Origin of the sequence: Candidatus Pantoea deserta (assembly GCF_003813865.1) — a bacterium.
Lineage (GTDB): Bacteria > Pseudomonadota > Gammaproteobacteria > Enterobacterales > Enterobacteriaceae > Pantoea > Pantoea deserta.
In genome coordinates this window covers 12,363-31,654 of the sequence record NZ_RMVG01000006.1, presented here as the reverse complement: position 1 = coordinate 31,654, position 19,292 = coordinate 12,363, and the positions used below count along the sequence as shown (strand labels likewise).

Annotated in this window: 17 protein-coding genes and 1 pseudogene; 10 read left to right on the top strand and 8 right to left on the bottom strand. The window is 57.6% G+C overall.

Annotated features, from left to right (window positions below; genetic code table 11):
- Nucleotides 1-2: 2 nt before the first annotated feature.
- Nucleotides 3-1,799 carry an allophanate hydrolase gene (atzF, locus tag BBB56_RS09975; protein ID WP_123800806.1) on the bottom strand — a complete coding sequence of 599 codons (1,797 nt, stop codon included), beginning with the start codon at nt 1,797-1,799 and terminating at the stop codon, nt 3-5.
- A gap of 455 nt (nt 1,800-2,254) precedes the next feature.
- On the opposite strand from atzF, the gene BBB56_RS09970 reads away from it, so the two are divergent.
- Nucleotides 2,255-3,364, top strand: a complete 1,110-nt coding sequence (locus BBB56_RS09970) for a lactonase family protein (RefSeq protein ID WP_123800805.1) — start codon at nt 2,255-2,257, stop codon at nt 3,362-3,364.
- A gap of 236 nt (nt 3,365-3,600) precedes the next feature.
- Nucleotides 3,601-4,155 carry a pyridoxamine 5'-phosphate oxidase family protein gene (locus BBB56_RS09965; RefSeq protein WP_199756227.1) on the top strand — a complete coding sequence of 185 codons (555 nt, stop codon included), beginning with the start codon at nt 3,601-3,603 and terminating at the stop codon, nt 4,153-4,155.
- A gap of 378 nt (nt 4,156-4,533) precedes the next feature.
- Here the strand turns inward: BBB56_RS09965 and BBB56_RS09960 are convergent, their stop codons facing one another.
- Both BBB56_RS09960 and BBB56_RS09955 read right to left on the bottom strand, forming a co-directional pair.
- A complete protein-coding gene (locus tag BBB56_RS09960; RefSeq protein WP_123800957.1) occupies nt 4,534-5,319 on the bottom strand; it encodes an SDR family oxidoreductase in 786 nt (261 codons plus the stop codon).
- Nucleotides 5,320-5,371: 52 nt separating this feature from the next.
- Nucleotides 5,372-6,268 carry a GntR family transcriptional regulator gene (locus tag BBB56_RS09955; protein ID WP_123800804.1) on the bottom strand — a complete coding sequence of 299 codons (897 nt, stop codon included), beginning with the start codon at nt 6,266-6,268 and terminating at the stop codon, nt 5,372-5,374.
- Between the two features lie 249 nt (nt 6,269-6,517).
- Between BBB56_RS09955 and BBB56_RS09950 the strand changes: the two genes are divergently transcribed.
- From BBB56_RS09950 to BBB56_RS09920, 7 genes are read left to right on the top strand one after another with little or no spacing between them, the layout of a single operon-like run.
- Nucleotides 6,518-7,270 carry an ABC transporter substrate-binding protein gene (locus BBB56_RS09950; RefSeq protein ID WP_370661856.1) on the top strand — a complete coding sequence of 251 codons (753 nt, stop codon included), beginning with the start codon at nt 6,518-6,520 and terminating at the stop codon, nt 7,268-7,270.
- A gap of 20 nt (nt 7,271-7,290) precedes the next feature.
- Nucleotides 7,291-8,025, top strand: coding sequence for an amino acid ABC transporter permease (locus BBB56_RS09945; protein ID WP_123800802.1), 735 nt, complete (start codon nt 7,291-7,293; stop codon nt 8,023-8,025).
- Nucleotides 8,022-8,768: an amino acid ABC transporter ATP-binding protein gene (locus tag BBB56_RS09940; RefSeq protein WP_123800801.1), complete on the top strand. Its 747-nt coding sequence runs from the start codon at nt 8,022-8,024 to the stop codon at nt 8,766-8,768. The genes BBB56_RS09945 and BBB56_RS09940 overlap by 4 nt, the downstream gene beginning before the upstream one ends.
- 13 nt (nt 8,769-8,781) lie before the next feature.
- Entirely contained in the window at nt 8,782-9,957 is a 1,176-nt protein-coding gene (locus BBB56_RS09935) for a M20 family metallopeptidase (RefSeq protein WP_123800800.1), read from the top strand.
- On the top strand, nt 9,954-11,057 hold the full coding sequence (locus BBB56_RS09930) for a mandelate racemase/muconate lactonizing enzyme family protein (RefSeq protein ID WP_123800799.1): 1,104 nt from the start codon (nt 9,954-9,956) through the stop codon (nt 11,055-11,057). Before BBB56_RS09935 ends, BBB56_RS09930 begins: the two co-directional genes overlap by 4 nt.
- Nucleotides 11,041-12,210 (top strand): M24 family metallopeptidase, encoded by a 1,170-nt coding sequence (locus tag BBB56_RS09925; RefSeq protein ID WP_123800798.1) that lies wholly within the window; start codon nt 11,041-11,043, stop codon nt 12,208-12,210. The genes BBB56_RS09930 and BBB56_RS09925 overlap by 17 nt, the downstream gene beginning before the upstream one ends.
- Before the next feature lie 9 nt (nt 12,211-12,219).
- On the top strand, nt 12,220-13,140 hold the full coding sequence (locus BBB56_RS09920) for a dihydrodipicolinate synthase family protein (RefSeq protein WP_123800797.1): 921 nt from the start codon (nt 12,220-12,222) through the stop codon (nt 13,138-13,140).
- On the opposite strand, the gene BBB56_RS09915 is transcribed toward BBB56_RS09920, so the two are convergent.
- Nucleotides 13,127-14,188, bottom strand: coding sequence for a glutamine amidotransferase-related protein (locus BBB56_RS09915; RefSeq protein WP_123800796.1), 1,062 nt, complete (start codon nt 14,186-14,188; stop codon nt 13,127-13,129). The two genes, BBB56_RS09920 and BBB56_RS09915, sit on opposite strands and share 14 nt — an antisense overlap.
- A 68-nt stretch (nt 14,189-14,256) precedes the next feature.
- Between BBB56_RS09915 and BBB56_RS09910 the strand changes: the two genes are divergently transcribed.
- On the top strand, nt 14,257-15,465 hold the full coding sequence (locus tag BBB56_RS09910) for a pyridoxal phosphate-dependent aminotransferase (protein WP_123800795.1): 1,209 nt from the start codon (nt 14,257-14,259) through the stop codon (nt 15,463-15,465).
- Between the two features lie 400 nt (nt 15,466-15,865).
- Here the strand turns inward: BBB56_RS09910 and BBB56_RS09905 are convergent, their stop codons facing one another.
- From BBB56_RS09905 to BBB56_RS09890, 4 genes and pseudogenes are all read right to left on the bottom strand, one after another.
- The gene (locus BBB56_RS09905) at nt 15,866-16,456 is read right to left on the bottom strand and encodes a cupin domain-containing protein (protein ID WP_123800794.1); all 591 of its coding nucleotides are present in this window, start codon (nt 16,454-16,456) and stop codon (nt 15,866-15,868) included.
- A 78-nt stretch (nt 16,457-16,534) separates the two neighbouring features.
- Complete coding sequence (locus BBB56_RS09900; protein WP_199756226.1) at nt 16,535-17,233, bottom strand: DUF1989 domain-containing protein; 699 nt, start codon at nt 17,231-17,233, stop codon at nt 16,535-16,537.
- Nucleotides 17,202-18,486 (bottom strand): annotated as a pseudogene (locus BBB56_RS09895) (M20 family metallo-hydrolase). The gene BBB56_RS09900 and the pseudogene BBB56_RS09895 overlap by 32 nt, the downstream one beginning before the upstream one ends.
- A complete protein-coding gene (locus tag BBB56_RS09890; protein WP_123800793.1) occupies nt 18,479-19,291 on the bottom strand; it encodes an amino acid ABC transporter ATP-binding protein in 813 nt (270 codons plus the stop codon). The pseudogene BBB56_RS09895 and the gene BBB56_RS09890 overlap by 8 nt, the downstream one beginning before the upstream one ends.
- Nucleotide 19,292 lies beyond the last annotated feature (1 nt).

Genomic DNA, 19,292 nt, shown 5'->3' with positions numbered 1-19,292 from the left:
AATTATTTCCCCTCCTGTGTCGCCAGCCAGTTGCGCCAGCCGCCAAACCGGGTGATTTCCAGCGCCTGCTGAAGCGCTGCCGGTTCACAGATAAAGCCTTTTACGCTGCGGCCATCCGCCAGCGTTAATGAACCGATGCCAAGCGGCGCGGGTATCTCCGCCACAAACTCGCCAAAACGCGCCAGCGGAATATCCCACAGCTCAACGGTGATGGCGGCCCCGTGGTCTGCACGCAGCAGGCCAGGTTTTTTAATGGGGCCATCGAGCAGCGCGAACAGACGATAGTTCGCAGCCGTCTGGGTCTCTTCAACCAGAACGGCCTGCCGCGTAGTGAGCTGGAAGTTGAGCGGCATCCCCGTCAGGTGAGCGCCGACGACGGCTACGCGTACATGCTCGCCGGAAGAAGGAAGGGCAAAAGCGTGCGTGGGCGGCGCTTTGCCGGTAGCGCCCAGCGGCAGCGCCAACTGCCGCTGCCAGCGCAGCCCGAATTCGGCCAGGGCGCGATCGTGCCAGGCGGGCGCTATCAGGGTTATTCCGGCAGGCAGGCCATCAGCACGAAAGGGACCGGGCAGCGCCAGCGCGGCGAGATCGGCAAGGTTGGTAAAGTTGGTATAGGTGCCGAACTGCGAGTTGTAACGCACCGGCTCCTGCTTCATCTCGTCCAGGGTATGAATGGTCGGTGAGGTCGGCACAACCAGCGCATCGTACTGCGCCAGGGTTTGCTCAATCTGGCGGGTCAGCGAGGCGCGCAGGTATTCCGCCTGATATGCCTCTACCGCGCTGTATTTCAGGCCGCCGCTGACAATGCTATGTACTACAGGGTCCATCTCTTCCGGTCGGTTGATCATTTCTCCGACGGCCACCGTGCGCTCGGCGACCCACGGGCCGTAGTAGAGCTGTTCCGCCAGCTGGTGGAAGGGAGTGAAATCGACAGGATGCAGCGTTGCGCCGCACGCCTGTAAATGCACCAGCGCCTGCTGCCACGCCGCTTCAGCCTGTTTATCGCCAAAAAACTCCAGACTGGCCGGGATAGCTAATTCAGGCTGCGGCCTGAGGCTGGCCGGTGCGGTATGCGGGTGATGGCGTGAATAGGCGTCGTCAGCATCATAGCCGCCTGCGACGCTGGCCACGGTAAAGGCATCCTCTACCGTCAGAGCAAAGACAGAGATAGTGTCATTGAGGCGACAAGCGGGTAACACGCCGCTGGCTGAAAACCAGCCTTTGGTCGGCTTCAGGCCGACAATGTTGTTAAACCCGGCCGGCACTCGTCCGGAACCAGCGGTATCAGTCCCCAGAGAGAACCCGACCAGGCCGCGCGCCAGCACGGAAGCAGAGCCAGAGCTGGAGCCTCCGCTAACGTAATCCGGGTTAAAGGTGTTGCTCACTGCACCATAGGGCGAACGGGTGCCGACCAGGCCAGTAGCGTATTGATCGAGATTAGTTTTGCCGATCACAATGGCACCGGCGGCTTTCAGTTTTGCGACCACAAAGGCGTCAGCCTCTGCGGTGTAAGTCAGCGCCGGACAGGCGGCGGTGGTTGGCCAGCCCGCAACATCGATATTGTCTTTCACCGCAAAGGGGACGCCAAACAGCGGGTATGCCGCGGGGTTCTCCAGGTATTTTTCTAACAGAGGTTCAGTTTGTGCCTGCAACTGGGCTGGCGTGGCAAGGTAGATCCAGGCGTTGTCCTGAGGATCGATCGCTGCCAGGTGCGCAGCCAGCAGCGAAGCGATCTGCTGCGGTTCCTGTTGATAACAGCGTTGCCACTCCTGAAGCGTAAAGCCGAAAGTCGATGCCATGAATGAATTCCATCTGGTATACAAGATAGAATTTTTTCAGCAACCTTTGTGCCAAAAATTAACCTGTTGTTTATATAGGCAATAATTATTCCCGCTCACTGTTTAGCTTTTTTTTGAGGCACAGGTTGCACCATAAAGCATCGTTTTGCAGGGCAGTGAGGGGGCCGCAGCGGGTTTATTTGATACGAATCGGGTGAGGGGTATTAACCGGGCATAACCGATCGCTTAACCCGCCATTAAGCAAAACGTCAGGTTCCCAACTTTTAATATTCTGTATTGTGAACTCGATCGTCCTGACCAGGCGCTATTTAAATGAATCCCACTATATTCGTTAACTATTCAGATAGTGGTGGGATACCAAAATGAACAGAAATAAAAAAAGCCTGCACAGCAGTTTAGCCACGAACATAACCATGGCATTATCCCTGGCTGTTTTTTCACTGGCGGGGAGCGCTATGGCAGAGGCCGCGGAGCATTATCAGACAGCATTAGTGGGGACCTGGACGTCGATTCCGGATGCCCCCGCTGAGCAAAAACCCGATCGTCCCAGTGAGGGTTTATATCGCCTGAAGGTGAACAGCGACGGTACGCTGGCACCACTCGATGTGATCAAAATGAAAAGCCCGTCGTGGATTGTAAAATCCCGCGATGGCCGTTTCGCCTATACCACCAATGAAGAGAATAACGGCACGGTCACCGCGCTAAGCATTGATAAAAGCGGTCAGGTACGGGTGCTGAATGTCGTGGACAGTCACGGCCAGCAGCCTACCCATGCGACTATCAGTCCGGACGGTAAGTTCCTGTTTGTGGCGAACTACTCGGTGGCGAAGGGGGGTGCGGGCGTGTCCGTCTTTCCGATCCATTCCGATGGCAAACTGGGCGAGCAGGTACAGCATTTCCCCTATGAAAACGGCAGCGGCGGCATAAAAGGGCGTCAGGATGGCGGCCACGCCCATGCCACCACTTTTACGCCCGATGGCAAGTATCTCTATGCAAACGACTTCGGCGGGGACAAGCTGCATGCTTACCGCTATCACGCTGATAAAGCCCAGCCGCTGGAGGCGGACAGCGCCCGTGACGTGAATTTTACTCCGGGTTCGGGGCCGCGCCATATGGTGTTTGCGCCAGATGGCAAACATGCCTGGGTCATTACTGAACTGACCTCTGAAATTGCCGTCTTCAGGGTGAATCAGGATCGTCTGGAGCCCGTTGCACATGTCAGGCTGAATACTGAGAACAGCAGCGCAGAGTATCGCAGCGGCGGAGGCATTATCCTGAGTCCGGACGGTAAATATGTGATTGCCTCAAACCGTGGCTCGGATAATAAACTGCTGGTGTTGAAAATTGGGGCTGATGGCATGCCAGGCAAACCGGCGAGTTATCGCGCTAACGGGGTGGAGCCGCGCGCGTTTACCTTCGACGGCAGCGGCAAATATCTCTACGTGACTAACGTATTCAGCAACAATATCTCCCTGTTCCATTTCAATGCGGATACCGGCGAGTTAAAAGCTGCGGGCGACGCGGCGAAAATCCCTACGCCAACGGATATTAAATTTTTTAATTAAGGTGAGGGGAGCAGCGCAGCACTCTGGCCTGCGCGAAAATCGTGCGTCTCGGGCAGGCTGAGTTACCAGGCTGGCGGAACACCGTTAAGTCGCAGATGTAATAAGGCCTGCTAATATTCCTGCAATCGGGGCGTCACGCGCAGGCTGATATGCATTGCTCCCTCTCAGCGAGTATGCCAAACAGGCAACAGGTCAAATCATGCAGTGACGTTTTATTCAGTTAGCAGGAAGAATACATGCCATTGCGTCTCGACGAGATTGATAACGATTGCTGGACTGCCCTTGAAAACGGCGCGAAAGAGCCTGAATGCGGCTTTCACTTCTTAACGGTGGCATCTGTTGATCAGCAAGGCAAGCCGCAGGCAAGAACAATGGTCCTGCGCGATGTTGACCGCGTGAACCGAACGCTGGAGATTCATACCGATATGCGTAGCCCGAAGTGGCGGGCGCTGGGCGTCAACCAGGACGTAACGGTATTGGGTTACTGCAACAAAATCCAGCTGCGACTACAGGGAACCGCTGAGCTTCACGCTGCGCACAGCGAAGTGGCGGCAAACGCCTGGCAACGGTTATCGCCCAGAACGCAACAAACTTACGCAGGCGGCGCACCGGGAAGTGATACTGCCATCTCGTCCGGCGATAAAGGCGACCCTGAGAATAATTTTGGCGTGATGCTAATCCGCATCTCTTTGCTTGACTGGTGCCAACTGGCGCGCGAAAACAATCAAAGAGCGTTACTGCATTACCGCGCGGATGGCGCTTTTATCGGCGGCAAAGAGGTCAATCCGTAGGTCAGGCGCGCATACCGTCTCATTAGCTCTTCGAGGGCATAAAGGGAACCTGAATGACTTTCACTCTCGATTGAATAGCGCGCCGTTTTATTTATCATAAATAGCACTGTATGCATTTTCAGCAAGATTTATAAATACACATTCAAATCTCTTACTGAACACTCCTCTGTGATATTGGCTAGCATAAGCGTGATTCACCTTCTACTTAAAACAGGCATTTGAAAAAGTAGCCGCAGCCTGACCCCGACTATTTTCAGGTACGCGTTATCAACGCTGCTGCCGGTCTGTCAGCGTCTGATGAAAGCTCGCTTGCATGAGCCATTCTGATGAAATAGCGGGCAGGGCTCATCGTCATCCCGCCCGCATTCACGCGTCGAGTCAGATTGAGTTTGTCATGCCGCCATCGACTCTGATCACGCTGCCGGTAATGTAGCTGGCAGGCTGACTGGCGAGAAAGGCGGCGGTCGCGCCATATTCGCGCGTATCGCCATAACGGCCCGCGGGAATAGTTTGCCGACTCTTTTTCGCTACCGCTTCCGCCGAGCTGTTTTCACGTTGGGCTTTGAGACTATCCAGCTCGCTGACACGCGCCGTGGCGATGCGGCCCGGAACCAGCACGTTAACGGTCACGCCGTCCGCAGCCACTTCCGTCGCCAGCGTTTTCGACCAGCCAAGCAGGCTCATCCGCAACGCGTTTGATAATGCCAGATTAGGAATAGGCGCGATCACGCCAGAGGAGGTCGACGTGATAATGCGTCCCCAGCCGCGTTTGCGCATAGACGGCAGCACTTTGTCCGTAAGCTGGATCAGCGATGCGACCATCAGAGAAAACTGCTGCTGCCAGACGGCGCTGTCTGTGCCCTGCGCCTGCGCGGGCGGCGGTCCGCCGGAATTATTAACCAGAATATCGACATCGCCCCAGCGCTGCCTTATCTCACTCAATGCGCGGTCAAAGGTCCGGGGATCGGCCAGATCCAGCGTAAACGCCTCAGCTTCTCCACCCTGTTCTTGTATCTGTTCAACGGTTGCCCGCAATTTCTCTGGGTTACGCCCGGTGACAGCGACCTTAACGCCCTCCAGCGCCAGAGAGAGGGCTATCGCCTGACCTAATCCGCTGCCCGCTCCGCACACCAGCGCGACGCGATTGTTTATTTGCAAATCCATCATTATCTCCTGATTGTATTTTCAGGATCTTAATGTGCAAAAATGATGCCGGTTATGTGCCAGGCTTGCGCAGCTGCACCTGATCGAAAGCAGACTGCAGGTGCGCTTTCATCAGCGCGGCGGCCTGTTGGGTATCGTTCTGGCGAAGCGCGTCGATAATGGCAACATGCTCTTCGCACCACTCTTTAACGCGACGCTTATTGTGATAGCTGCCGAACTCCAGCAGGCGGCGCAGGCGGTTCTGCTGCTGGATCGCCTGAAACACAAACAGGTTGCCGCTCGCTTCGGCCAGAAGCTCATGAAAGGAGGCATCGGTTTCAAAAATCTCTTTAGCCGGGACCTGGGTGATATCCGGATGGGTAATAAGTCGCAAATGCTGAGCGCGCATGCGCTTCAGTAGCTGGCGATCCACGCGCAGCTGCGCGCTCAGTAACGCCGCAGGCTCAATCATTAAGCGGAAACCGTAGCTGTTGCGCAGCGCTATGTCAGAGTTAAGCGTCTGTTGAAAGCGCCAGCCATGTCCGGCGTTCCGCGCGATTAATCCATCTTCCGAGAGCTTAACCAGCGTGCGCGTCAGCACGCCGCGATCCACGTCGTAACGCTGGCTGATTTCAGTCTGGGTAAAGGACTCAGGCAGCACACCGGCAATGCGGTCGCGCACCAGCTGTTCATATAAGGTCTGGTCGCTGCTTTTGGGCTGCTCAATCTCCAGATGAAGCAGTTCTTCCGCACTTTTCAGCAGGAAAAACCCCTGATTAGGCCGCGCTTCGACGGCGCCGAGACGAGTCAGTTCTTTTAGTCCGGCGCGTACCGGCGTACGCGACACCCCCAGCGCATCCGCCAGATGTTGTTCGCGTAAATGGTGACCTGGATCGAATCTTGCTTCATAGATTAAGTCGAGAAGCTGGCGCGCAATTCGGCGGCTGCTGGCAGAGGAGTCAGGCTGCATAGGAAAGGGTTTCCTGGAATGTATTATTGTGAACTAAACATACAATAACATGCCGATCGATATGCAGCGATACAAAGCAACAAACGCACAATAACCGTGCAGCACGCACTATGAAGAGGCTTATTCTTGCTGTTGCAATTGTATTTTTTGATTCACAAAACTCAATTTAACATTAACCAGGAGAGACACATGACCCGAACTTCATTCTGGACCTTGCGCGTATGGGGCGTTATTTCAGCCCTCAGCGTCATGCCAGTCGCCAGCCATGCGGCGATGGAAAGCATCGCCGCGGGCAAGCTGACTTACGGCACCGCAGCCACCTTTATGCCGTTTGAGTTTGTGAAAGGGGGCAAGCTGACCGGTTTCGATATCGACCTGATCACCGCGCTGAGCAAAGCGATCAATCTTCAACCCGCCCCGATGCCGATGGAGTTCAAAGGGCTGATCCCGGCGCTGCAGGGTAAACGCCTCGACATCATCAATTCGGCGATGTACGTCAATCCGACGCGCGCGGCCCAGGTGGATTTTGTGCCCTATCTGAAAATTGGCAGCCGCGTCGTGGTGCGCAAAGGCAATCCCGAGGGCATCACCGGCCGCGATCTGTCGCTGTGCGGCAAAAACGTTGCGGTCACGCTGGGCGGAATCGAGGAGAGCCAGGCGCGCGTTGATAACCAGCGCTGTCTGGCGGCGAAAAAGCCCGCCATTAACGTCATGACCTTCCCGGCGGCGACCGACTCCGCTGTGGCGGTGGCGCAGGGCCGGGCCGACGCCGAGTTCCTTTCTACGCCAGGCACCGTGGCGCTGTTCAGCGAAAAGCCCGGCCTGTTTGAGGCGGCTGGCGAAGAATTCGAAGCCGATACTCATATCGCTTTCGCGGTGCGTAAAGGCGACAGCGAAACCAAAGCGCAGCTGGAAAAAGGTCTGCAAAGCCTGGTGAAAGACGGCACTTACAAGCAACTGATTGAGAAATGGAACTTCCCGGACTCCGTTGCCCTTTTCTAATCCGCTGACCGGAGAAAGCTATGTCGATCGACTTAATGTGGCAGTACTTCATCTCCCCTGAATTTCTGCAAGGCGCGTGGATGACGCTGCTCATCACTCTGTGCTCGCTGCTGTGCGGCGTGGCGCTGGGACTGGTGCTGGCGCTGATGCAGGAAGCGCCATTCCGTGCCGGTAAAGGCGTGGCGTTCTTTTATCTGTGGCTGTTTCGCGGCACGCCGGTGCTGTTTCAGATCATTTTCGTCTACAACGTATTACCCGGTTTCGGTCTGCGCTTCTCCGCGTTTACCTGTGCCGTGCTGGCGCTCTCGCTTAATGAAGGCGCTTACATGGCTGAAATTTTGCGCTCGGGCTTACAGGCGGTTAAAAGCGGACAGCGCACGGCCGGCATGGCGCTGGGCATGACCAACGCGCAAATCATGCGCAAGGTTGTGCTGCCGCAGGCGGCGCGCATCGTGTTGCCGCCAATGGGCAACCAGATGATCAGCATGCTGAAGTCCAGTGCCCTTGTCTCCGTCATCGCCGTGCAGGAGCTGCTGCTGGTGGCTAACCAGGCCGCCAGCGCCAGCTTCCGCTATTTCGAAGCGCTGTGCGCAGCAGGCATCTATTACCTGCTGCTGACCAGCCTGTTCATGCTGTTCCAGTCCTGGCTGGAGCGCGCGCTGGACCCTAAACAGCGTCGCAGCAAGCTTCAGAAAGCCCAGGCGCGCCAGAACAAACCGGCGAAGCCCGCGAAAGCCGCAGGAGATCTGTTATGAGCGAGAGCAATAAACCGCTGCTGGAGATGATTGGCATCGACAAGAGTTTCGGCCGCCAGGCGGTGCTGAAGAACTGTTCCCTCAGCGTCGGGCGCGGTGAAACTGTGGTGCTGATTGGGCCGTCAGGCTCGGGCAAATCGACCTTGCTGCGCTGCGTGAATTTGCTGTCGCCCGCCGACAGCGGCGATATCTTTTTCACGCGTCAGAACATCAGCCGCGGCGATGTGCCGCCTCATCAGTTGCGCCAGCGCATCGGCATGGTGTTCCAGAACTACGAGCTCTTTTCTCATCTGACGGCGGCCGAAAATATCATGCTGGCGCCCATGACGGTACTGGGCCTTAACCGCATCGAGGCGCGTAAGCAGGCGGAAACATTGCTGGCGAAAGTCCGCATCCACGATCGCGCCGACCATTTCCCTGACGAGCTCTCCGGCGGGCAACAGCAGCGCGTGGCGATAGCGCGCGCGCTGGCGATGAAACCTGAACTGATGCTGTATGACGAACCCACCTCGGCGCTCGATCCGGAGATGATCCGCGAAGTGCTGGACGTGATGGCGGAGCTGAGCGCCGAAGGCATGACCAGCATGGTGGTGACGCACGAAATGGGTTTTGCGCGCCGCGCGGCCAGCCAGATTTTGTTTATGGAAGAGGGCGAGATCCTGGAGCGAGCCAGCGCCCAGAATTTCTTTAACGGTAAGGTCAGCGAACGCGCCCGGAGCTTCCTCGACCAGATCCTTCATTAATTGCGGAGTCACTATGACAATCTGTCAGACAGACAGCGGGCGCATGAAGCGCGATCTCGCGACGCTGGTCGCTATCAACACGGAAAATCCGCCAGGCCAGGAACGTCAGGCCGCTGAATGCGTAGCTGGCTGGCTGCGCGCGGCCGGTTTCGATCTCTCATTCAGCGAATATGCGCCGGGACGCACTAACGTTATTGCCGTGCTGCAAAACGGCGCCGGACCCTGTTTCGCCTTTAACACCCATCTCGATACCGTACCGGCGGGCGACGGCTGGAGCAGCGATCCCTTTATCCTGACCGAACGCGAAGGGCGGCTCTATGGCCGCGGCGCCTGCGATGCGAAAGGGCCGCTGATAGCGATGGTGGAGGCGCTGCGCCTGCTGGCGCAGCAACCGCAGCGCTGGTCAGGCACGCTGATGGGCGTGTTCACGGCTGACGAAGAAGTGGCGAGCGAAGGCGCGAAGTTTTATGTCAGCGACGCGCCGCCCGCTATCGATTTCGCGGTCATCGGCGAACCGACCTCCAACGCCACCTTTTCCGCGCACAAAGGCAGCCTTCGCCCGCGCGTCAGAGTAAAAGGCGTCACCGCACACTCCGGCACGCCGGAGCTGGGGGTCAACGCCATTTACCAGTCAGCGAAGCTGCTGGGGCTAATTGAGGCGTCGCATCATGAGCAGGTACGCTGCCGCTGCCACGCGCTGGTAGGCAACGCCAGCCTGACGGTGACGCGTATCCACGGCGGCCATGCCGATAACGTCGTGCCGGACAGCTGCGAGCTGTTGCTCGATCGCCGCATGGTGCCAGGCGAAGACGAAAGCGCGGTCAAAGCCGAATTGCAGCAACTGCTCGATCACGCCAGGGACGCCTCGGGCGTCGACGCCGAGATCGTCGCATGGCAACCCACGACGGGCGGCGCAACCGAAACCGACAGCAGCGAAGCGATTGTGCGGCACAGCCTGGCGGCCTGCCGCCGTCACGGTCAGGCCGAGCCGGGACCATTCGGTTTTCAGGGCGGCTGCGATTTGGTGCACTTCCGCGCCCTCGGCGCGAAAGGGGTCGTGATCGGCCCGGGCAGCCTGGCCGTGGCGCACAAGCCGGATGAGTTTGTACCGGTAGACGAGTTTATTGCCGCCGCCGCCATCTATCTGGATATCGCGCTGGCGATGCTGCCGCAGGAGAACGCAACGTGAAAGCGACGCTGTTCCGCGGCGAACTGCACTATGAAGGCGTCACCTTGCACACCGCAGCCTCTGGCGCGATCGGGGCGCTGGATACGCTCTGGCTGCGGCTGGATGACGGCGACTGCCAGGGCACAGGCGAGGTGCGGCTGAATATTCACTATCTGCACGGCTACAGCGCTGAACAGGTGCTGCGAAACGTCACGCAAGCGCTGGCGCACCGGGACTGGACGCTGTCGCCGCAGGCGATGCTGACGGCGATACAGGCGCCGGACGCCACGCTGCTGGCGCCGACGCGCATGCTTATCGATATGGCGCTGCACGATCTGCTGGCGCGCCGCGCCGGTCTCTCCTTGCCGCAGTGGCTGGGCGCAGGCGCGACAGCGCCGGGCTACCACACCAACCAGACGCTGTTCTGGGCCAGCGAACAGCAGATGCTGGCGCAGGCGAAGCGCTATGTCGCGCGCGGCTTTACCCGGCTGAAGCTGCGCACCGGCGTAGCGGATATCGCCACCGATCTGTCGCGTTTGCGCAAGCTGCGCGACACCTTTGGCGCGGACATTTCGCTGGCTATCGACGTCAACGGCCAGTGGTCGCTGCAACAGGCGCACGCGGTTTTTCCGGCGCTGCGTCAGCTCGACCTGAGTTATGTCGAGCAACCGCTGGCGGCAAAGGACGATCGCCTGCTGCCGCAGCTCAGCGAATTCGGCGTTCCGATCATGCTCGATGAGAGCCTGAACAGCCCGGCGGCCATCGATCGTCTGATTGACGCTAACGGCGCGCTCTGGGGCCACCTCAAGCTGGTCAAACTCGGCGGCGTCGCGCCGACGCTGGCGGCGGCCAGGCGTCTGCGGGCGGCGAACATTCCTTTCATGATTGGCCAGATGAACGAAGGCCACGCCGCAACAGCAGCAGCGCTGCAGCTATGCCGCGTCGTGCAGCCGCAGTTTGCCGAACTGTACGGCGCAGATGGCCTGATCGACGACCCGGTTACGGGCCTGACCTACGCAGACGGAGAAATACGCGTCGCGGATTCTTACGGCCTGGGTGTGCATTTCGATGCCGCGCGCGCCACTTTCCTCCAGGAGTTTAGTTATGCAACAGCTCAATAACGTCATTCAGGGCAGCGAATCCGCGTTTAGCGCGGAAGAGTATGCCCGGCGCATCCACCGGACGCGCGAACGCTTAAACGCAGCCGGGGTCGATGTGATGATTGTCACCGGACCAGAAAATATCTTCTGGTTAACCGGCCAGCAAACCCCCGGCTATTACACCTTTCAGGCGCTGCTGTTGCCGGTAGAAGGGGATCCGGTGTTTGTGATACGCCAGCTCGAATACTTCAACTTTATCGCCAACACCTTTATCTCTGACGCCGCCATTTACCAGGATGGCGACAATCCGGTGGATTTTCTTGTCGGCATGTTGCAACAGCGCGGCTGGCTGAATAAGCGTATCGGGCTGGACAAGCGCGGCTGGTTCCTGCCGATTGCCGTGTACGAAGCGCTGCAGAGCCGACTCGGCGAGATTGCCGATACCGCTGGCGTGATTGAGCCGCTGCGCGCGGTGAAATCGAGTGCGGAAGTCGAGAAGATCGCGACCGCTGCGCGCTATGTGGATGCCGGCATGCAGGCGGGTATGGCGGCGATCCGCGCCGGCGCTGACGAGAACGCGCTGGTCTCCGCCATGATGGGCGCGGCGATCGCCGCCGGTTCGGAATATGTCGGTATGGAGCCGCTGGTCTCCAGCGGACCACGCAGCGGCGTGCCGCACGGCACCTGGCGTCGACGCGTGATGCAGGATAACGATCCGGTATTTCTCGAAATGGCCGCCGCGCACGATCGCTATCACGCGGCGCTGATGCGCTCGGCGTGGATTGGTCGTCCGCCAGCGATCGCACTGGAGATGGAGAAAGTGTGCCAGGAAGCGTTGCAGGCGGCGCTGGATGCGATTCGTCCCGGCGCAACCTGCGCTGACCCGCATATCGCCTGCCAGAAGGTTATTGACCGCGCCGGCTTCACCGACAACTTCAAAAAACGCACCGGCTACTCCATCGGCGTCTCTTTCGCGCCTGACTGGGGCGAAGGCGGCATTCTTAGCCTCTACAGTGGCGTGACCACCGAACTGCAGCCGGGCATGGCCTTTCATATTCCTCCGGCGCTGCGTATCTACGGCGAATTCACCGTCGGCGTCAGCGAGACCATTGTCGTGACCGAAACCGGCTATCGCCAGCTCGGCTCTCTGGCTCGCCCGTTAACACTTTTATAAGGAAAACAGATGAAAGATATCAACGAATGCCGCGAACGCCTGCGCGGGATTTTCAACATCACCGTCACGCCTTTTACCCCTGCGGGCGTGATCGATTTCCCGGCGCTGCGTGAAAACATCGAACGCGTGATTGCTCTTGGCTACGATGGCCTGTTGATTGGCGGCACCTACGGCGAGTTTCCAGTAATGTCGCTGGCCGAGCGTCGCGAGCTGTTCAACGCAGTAATGGCGTGCGTACAGGATCGGGTGGCGGTCATGTTGTGCAGCGCCAGCGCAGACCCGCGTGAAGCGCGCGAGCTGACGCAGCTGGCGGGCGATCTTGGCGGGCTGCCGATGGTGACTGCGCCCTTCGTCAGTGAAATCACCGAGGCGCAAATCCTCGCCTACTTCCAGGAGATGGCGCCGCTGTCGACAACCGGCATTCTGGTTTATAACGCGCCGGGCATCGGCATCACCCTGTCGCCAGCGCTGCTGGAGCAGCTGGCGGCGATCCCTGGCGTGGTCGGCATTAAACAAGGCGATCTCAACCCTGCCGCCATCGATCAGATCGCCAATCGTCTGCGCGGCAAGCTGCGTCTTTTCTGCGCCTCGGATCTGGCGTTTCTCGGACCGATGATGGCCGGTTTCGACGGCATCAGCACCACTAACAGCGGCGCGCTGCCGGAGCTGATCCTGGCGACCTATCGCGCGCTGGAGCAGGGCGACGCCGCCACTGCGCGCGACCTGCATCAGCTCTGGTTCGATTACCGCATGCTGGCTCGCCAGCACGGTCAGCCCCAGCTGGTAAAAGCGGCAATGGCGCTGCGCGGTTTCAATGGCGGCACCGTGCGCGCGCCGCTGAAACCGATCTCCGAAGAGGCGTTGACCGCGCTGACTGGCGTAATGAAAACACTGGCCAGCGATAAGCGTAGCGGCGTTACGCTGGCTTAGTCAATGCCTGTAAAAATGCGGTAAACAGGGGATGCGGGGCATCCGGACGCGACTGCAGTTCCGGATGTCCCTGTACCCCCAGCCAGAAAGGGTGATCGGCCAGATAAATGCCCTCAATGATATCGTCCGTTTTAGCGCTGATGCGCACTCCGCTCGCCAGCAGATGCGGCAGCAGACGGGGGTTGAAACGGTAGCGATGGTTATAAAGCATCTGGTCAAACGGCGCGGCAGCTGGAAAAGGCAGCAGGCCACAGCGATGACGGCGATCGTCAAACGGGACGAAGCTGTGAAGCGGGGCGTCGGGCGCGACTTCGGCCAGCATCGCCTCTTCGCAACCGGGGTGACACTGTACCGCGGCAGTGCACATGCTCTGCATCCCGAGGCACAGTCCCAGCGTCGGGATGTTGCGCTGCCAGCTGGCGCGGGCGACGGCGATTTGCGCTGTTACAGAGGCCATCGACGCGCCGCCTGGCAACACGATGCCGTGCAGATCGTCCAGCTCATGTAAATCGCCGGAAAGCGCGGCAGGGGAGAGAAAACGAATATCAACGCTGACCGCCAGCTGCGCCGCCGCCGCATGCAGTGCTTCAAGATTAGCGGAGTAAGCGTCGCGCTGATCTCGCTCACGCGCAATCAGTCCAATGCGCAGCGCGCTGTGATCCGGACGCGGGTAAGCGACAGTATGCTCGAGCAGCGTCAGTTCACCCTCCTGCAGACGTAAAGGATGGCTGTTGGCATAGCTGTAAAGTCGTCGGCCCGGCAGATGTTTAATCCGTTCAGCGTCGGCCAGCGAGAGCACGATAACCGCATCCCGGGCAGGCAGCCGGGCAATATCGCTGACCTCCTGTTGCAGCGTATCGCTGCGAAAGAGGCCGCTGGTGACGCAATATCCGGCCTGCGCGACATGCTGGTAGCTGTCGGGATAATCCCCCGTAAAACGCGGGCGCAGGCTCCATAACGGCAGCCCAAGCTGGTTCGCCCATAAGCTGGCCAGCAGACCAAACCGCGCGGGAACAAGTGCATCATCGAGAATAAACGTAGCTGACACGGCAATTTTCCTGCTGATGTTGGGTAATTAATTGTATTAGTTGAATCATGAGATACAAAAGAGGATTTATGAATAGTCAGCAACTGGCCCGACGCATGCAGCGGGTTCGCCCTTCGCCCACCGCAGCCATCTCCGATCAAGTAAGAACGCTGGAGGCAGCCGGTCAATCTGTCATCAATCTGGGCGAAGGCGAGCTGGATTTCGCTACGCCAGACGCGATCGGCTATGCCGGCATCGCCGCCATTATTCAGCACCAGACTAAATACACCGCAGTATCGGGCACGCAGGAACTGAAAGCGGCGATTGCCGGCAAATTCGCCCGTGATAACCAGCTGCGCTTCTCGCCCGAAGAGATCATTGCAGGCAGCGGCGCTAAACAGCTGATCTTTAACGCGCTGATGGCGACGCTGGATGTCGGGCAGCAGGTCATTATTCCTGCGCCTTACTGGGTCTCTTATCCAGATATGGTGAGCCTGGCGGAAGGCGAACCCGTGATTGTCGCCTGTAAAGAGCAGCACGGCTGGAAACTGCGCCCGGAGGAGCTGGCGGCAGCCTTAACACCCGCTACGCGCTGGGTGATCCTGAACTCGCCCGGCAATCCAACCGGCGCGGTCTACAGTGCGCAAGAGCTGCGCGCGCTGGCGGAGGTGCTCTCCGATCATCCGCAGGTGCTGATTATGGCGGATGACATCTATGAGCCGCTGCGCTATGACCAGACGCCGTTCAGCACCTTTGCCGCAGCAGCGCCTGAGCTCGCCGGACGTACGCTAACGGTAAATGGCGTGTCAAAGAGTCATGCTATGACCGGCTGGCGGCTTGGCTATGCTGCAGGGCCGGCCTGGCTAATCAGCGCCATGCAGATACTGCAATCGCAAAGCACCTCTAATCCCAGCTCTGTTTCCCAGGCTGCTGCCGCCGTCGCTTTACAGCAGCCAGCTGAATTCCTTGATGACTGGATTGAAATACTGGATCGCCGTCGTCGACATGTTCTTGCGATGATTGCCGACAGCAACGCGCTTTACGCCAGCGCACCCGCAGGCGCCTTTTACATTTTCGCCAATTGTCAGGCATTACTGGGACGTATCACGCCCGAGGGAGACACGCTGGCGGATGACAAAGCCCTGGCAAGCTGGTTATTACAGGATGCTCAGGTGGCGGTGTTACACGGCTCCGCCTTTGGCACGCCGGGGTATTTGCGTATTGCCTATGCGGTGGCCGACGATTTGCTGGCGCAGGCGTGCCAGCGTTTGCTGAACTCACTGGCCAAATTAGGGTGATTAAAACGTGCAAGTCAGCCGGCGCGGCTTGCACGTTCAAAGCAGGATATTTTACTGAGCAGGGTTGCGAAAATTAAGCAATTGCTTGCGAGCGCCAGGCTTTGATCTTAGCGTAGATAATTTAACATAATTATGATTATGTGCACCAAGCATTACTGCAGGTACTATCAACTTCTTGAATGCTATATAGTTCTATATTTCGCTGTTTGAGCTAAACAAGTTAAAAAAATCAGCCATAGAGCTTGCTTCTTCTCTGATCGTCTCGCCAGTCTTTATTGCTTTAATGGCCAATATACCGGTTTAGCCCTCTCGCTGTCTGACAATTTAGTCATCATGTAAAACTTCGCTCAGGTACTGCCTGACCAGAGTACTGGACTAACAGCCTGTACCTGATACACCCTCAAAAGGTGACAGGAGTATTCACCCACAACACTTTGGCAACCGTTGTGCCGGTATTGCTGTAACCGTGCGGCACATTGCTGGGAAAATAGAACGAGTCCCCGACACTCAGTTCGTAAACCTGATCGCCAAGGTAAAGCGCAACCTCTCCCTCAAGCACATAACCCATCTCTTCTCCATGATGTTCAATCTGTCCGTCACTGGCGACACCGGGTTCAATAACATGAATATTGCCCTGTAACAGGCCGCCTTTATGGTGATGTGTTAAGTTCTCCAACTCAATGCCACCTTTCCTGTTACGGTGTACAAAGCGTTTGCGTCGGCGGCTCTCAGCCTTCATCACGGGTGAATCGGCCACCCAACTTTCAGCCATCAGGTCAGAAATGTTGGTTTCAAGTGCGGTGGCCAAACGGTGTAGCATTGCCAGAGACGGTGCAGCGACCTCATTCTCCAGCTTCGACAGCAAACTCTCTGAACAGCCGACTTTTTGCGCCAGTTGTTTCAGGGTGATTTCCTGCGCTAAGCGCGCATGCCGTAGTCGCATGCCTAAATCTGATAACCCTTTTCCACTGGCTTCGCCGTTTTTTTTCATACTCTGCTTCTGTTACTTTCTATTGAAACGCCCGGCACTGGCCGGGCACGTTAATACCTGTACGAGTAGGCTGGCTTATCAATCCGCTACGTAGAAATGCACCGGCTGTGGATCACAGCTGTTGATTGGCACGATATCCTGCGGGCATGCCGACATCACCACAATACAATCCAGCTCGGCACGAATCTCTACGTAGTCGCCGGCTTTGCTCACCGTTGGCAGCCAGGAGATGGAATTGTCGGCATTGACCGGAATATTCATCCACAGGTTCAGTGGCTGCGGTACTTCACGGGCGCGCAAACCGATAGCATTCAGCGCCAGACGCATATTGTCGGCACAGCTGTCGTGATATTCAGTCACACCTAAATTTGTATAACGATGCAGGTCGCAAGCGGCGATCAGCGTATCGTGAATGCCTGGCGAAGTGTCAGTCAGCAGCGTACCAATCGGACGACGTTGGTTGGTAACCAATGCATCGCCTTCCTTCGGGATGATCTTATCAATATAGGCTCGGGTATGTTCCATCGAGGAGAACTCGCTGAGATCGTCGCTGTTGAACAGCCAGGTATCACAAACCTGACTGCCGGGCGTATTGATAATACGAATAATTTGTCCCTTTCTCAAACGCACGGCGCAGCCGCAGCGTGCCGGCACAGTGTATAGCTCCCCGGAAATCGGCGTACCGTCCGCAGAAATCGCGGAAGATAACGTAGCGTTGCTGCCCAGCGCACAGCCGTTGTCTTTGTCACAGCATGCAGGATAGGTTGATGTGCTCATGGATTAACTCCTTCAGATTGATTGGCCAGTTCTGTCAGGCAATGCGCTAACGCTTTGGCGCCAAGATACAGATATTGAGGGTCAGTGTGCTCAGCCGGATTATGGCTAATACCACAATGGCTAGGGACGAAAAACATGCTGGTCGGGCAGTGTCCGGCAAGATGCATCGCATCGTGGAATGCGCCGGACATCAGCTTCATTGCTGCTATTCCCAGCGCCTCTGCGCTGGCATGCTGCTGTGCTATCAATCCGACGTCAAAGGCCACTGACTGATGATGAAACAGGCTCTTAACCTGAACATTCACGGCGGCAAATTGCTGCATGACGGCGTCAAATTCCGCGAGAACTGAGGCGTCAGCATGGCGAAAATCTATGGTAAAACTCACCTGCGAGGCGGTGGTGTTAATGGCGTTTGGCGTTATGTCCCAACGCCCAAAAGTCAGACGTAATTCTTCTGCTGGCAGATGCGCCATCGCCAGTTCGACCTGATGAGCCGTGCGACGGGCGAGCGTCATCGCATCCTGACGCATAGCCATGGGCGTCGTGCCCGCGTGTGCCGATTCGCCGTAACAGGTAACCTGATACCAACGCACGCCCTGAATACCGCTGACCACAGCCAGCGGCAGCGCCGCCTGCTCCAGCACCGGTCCTTGCTCAATGTGCAGCTCAATAAAGGCAGCAAAGGGAACGCGGGCACGGCGGGGTAAATGGGGAAATCGCTCATGACACTGTTGCAGCGCTTGCGCCACCGTGGTTCCCCTTGCATCCTGATGGGCCAAATAATCGTTCAAGCGCGTGGGTTCGACATAAGCGCTGGATCCCATTGCGCCCGGTGCGAAACGACTGCCCTCTTCATTCATCCAGACTGCGACCTCGATTGGACGACGCGTCACAATCCCCGCTTCATGCAATGCGCTCAGGCACTCCATTCCCGCGATAACACCATAACAACCATCAAGATTTCCGCCAGACGGTTGGGTATCAATATGGCTGCCGGTGACCACAGGCGGCAAAGCCTCTTGTCCGGCACGACGGATGAAAAGATTGGCACTGTCATCGGTTATCACTTCACAGCCCAGTGAGCCAGCCCAATCGATCAACCAGGCGCGTGCATCCAGTTCCGCAGTCGACAGTGCCTGGCGATCAACGCCACCATTTTCCAGCGCGCCAAAGCGGGCAAGTTGCGCCAGTCTGTCCAACAGACGCTGCTGGCTGACTTGCGCTACGACCTGCATCGGGGTGATATCAGGCATCGTTTATCTCCCGTTCGTCCAGTTGTAACGGGCGCTTAAACCAGGGCGCGAGGAAATTCTTCAGTCGATCGGTTTGGGGCTGACGAAACAGCTTATCTGGCGCACCGCTTTCAATAATCGAACCGCCCGCCATGAATACCACGCGTGAGGAAATTTTGGCCGCGAATGACATTTCATGAGTCACCATCACCATGGTCATTCCGTCACTGGCCAGGGCTTTCACCACGTCCTGGACCTCTTCCACTCGCTCCGGGTCTAGTGCAGAAGTGGGCTCGTCCAGCAACATAAGCTCAGGCTCCAGCGCCAGCGCTCGGGCAATACCAACGCGCTGTTGTTGTCCTCCAGAAAGGCGAGCTGGCCGCACACTGGCTTTTTCCGCCATTCCCACCTGCGCCAGTGCTTGCGCCGCTTTCTTCCGCGCCACATCACGTGGCGTTTTCTTACCAAGAATTAGCGGTGCGCAGACATTTTCTAATACCGTCATATGTGGCCACAGATTAAATTGCTGAAACACCATAGCCAGCGGACGACGCACTTCGGCAATCAACGCTGCGCTGTCACGATCTTTCAGGCTGCGGCTGTTGCTGCTGTACCCCAGAAGCTGCCCTTTTATCAGAACGTCTCCTTCGTCATAGGCTTCGAGAAAATTCATACAGCGCAGCGCGGTCGTTTTACCCGAGCCTGATGGGCCAATTAGCGTTACGATCTCACCGGCACTGACCGTGAGGTTGATTTCTGCGAGCACACGATTTTCGGCAAATGACTTACCAACATGGCGTAGTTCAAGAATAGGTTGGGGATGCATG

Bases quoted from the DNA above. Each gene is read 5' to 3' on its own strand.
- atzF (WP_123800806.1), bottom strand. From the start codon at position 1,799: ATGGCATCGACTTTCGGCTTTACGCTTCAGGAGTGGCAACGCTGTTAT.
- BBB56_RS09970 (WP_123800805.1), top strand. From the start codon at position 2,255: ATGGCAGAGGCCGCGGAGCATTATCAGACAGCATTAGTGGGGACCTGG.
- BBB56_RS09965 (WP_199756227.1), top strand. From the start codon at position 3,601: ATGCCATTGCGTCTCGACGAGATTGATAACGATTGCTGGACTGCCCTT.
- BBB56_RS09960 (WP_123800957.1), bottom strand. From the start codon at position 5,319: ATGGATTTGCAAATAAACAATCGCGTCGCGCTGGTGTGCGGAGCGGGC.
- BBB56_RS09955 (WP_123800804.1), bottom strand. From the start codon at position 6,268: ATGCAGCCTGACTCCTCTGCCAGCAGCCGCCGAATTGCGCGCCAGCTT.
- BBB56_RS09950 (WP_370661856.1), top strand. From the start codon at position 6,518: ATGCCAGTCGCCAGCCATGCGGCGATGGAAAGCATCGCCGCGGGCAAG.
- BBB56_RS09945 (WP_123800802.1), top strand. From the start codon at position 7,291: ATGTCGATCGACTTAATGTGGCAGTACTTCATCTCCCCTGAATTTCTG.
- BBB56_RS09940 (WP_123800801.1), top strand. From the start codon at position 8,022: ATGAGCGAGAGCAATAAACCGCTGCTGGAGATGATTGGCATCGACAAG.
- BBB56_RS09935 (WP_123800800.1), top strand. From the start codon at position 8,782: ATGACAATCTGTCAGACAGACAGCGGGCGCATGAAGCGCGATCTCGCG.
- BBB56_RS09925 (WP_123800798.1), top strand. From the start codon at position 11,041: ATGCAACAGCTCAATAACGTCATTCAGGGCAGCGAATCCGCGTTTAGC.
- BBB56_RS09920 (WP_123800797.1), top strand. From the start codon at position 12,220: ATGAAAGATATCAACGAATGCCGCGAACGCCTGCGCGGGATTTTCAAC.
- BBB56_RS09910 (WP_123800795.1), top strand. From the start codon at position 14,257: ATGAATAGTCAGCAACTGGCCCGACGCATGCAGCGGGTTCGCCCTTCG.
- BBB56_RS09905 (WP_123800794.1), bottom strand. From the start codon at position 16,456: ATGAAAAAAAACGGCGAAGCCAGTGGAAAAGGGTTATCAGATTTAGGC.
- BBB56_RS09900 (WP_199756226.1), bottom strand. From the start codon at position 17,233: ATGAGCACATCAACCTATCCTGCATGCTGTGACAAAGACAACGGCTGT.
- BBB56_RS09890 (WP_123800793.1), bottom strand. From the start codon at position 19,291: ATGCATCCCCAACCTATTCTTGAACTACGCCATGTTGGTAAGTCATTT.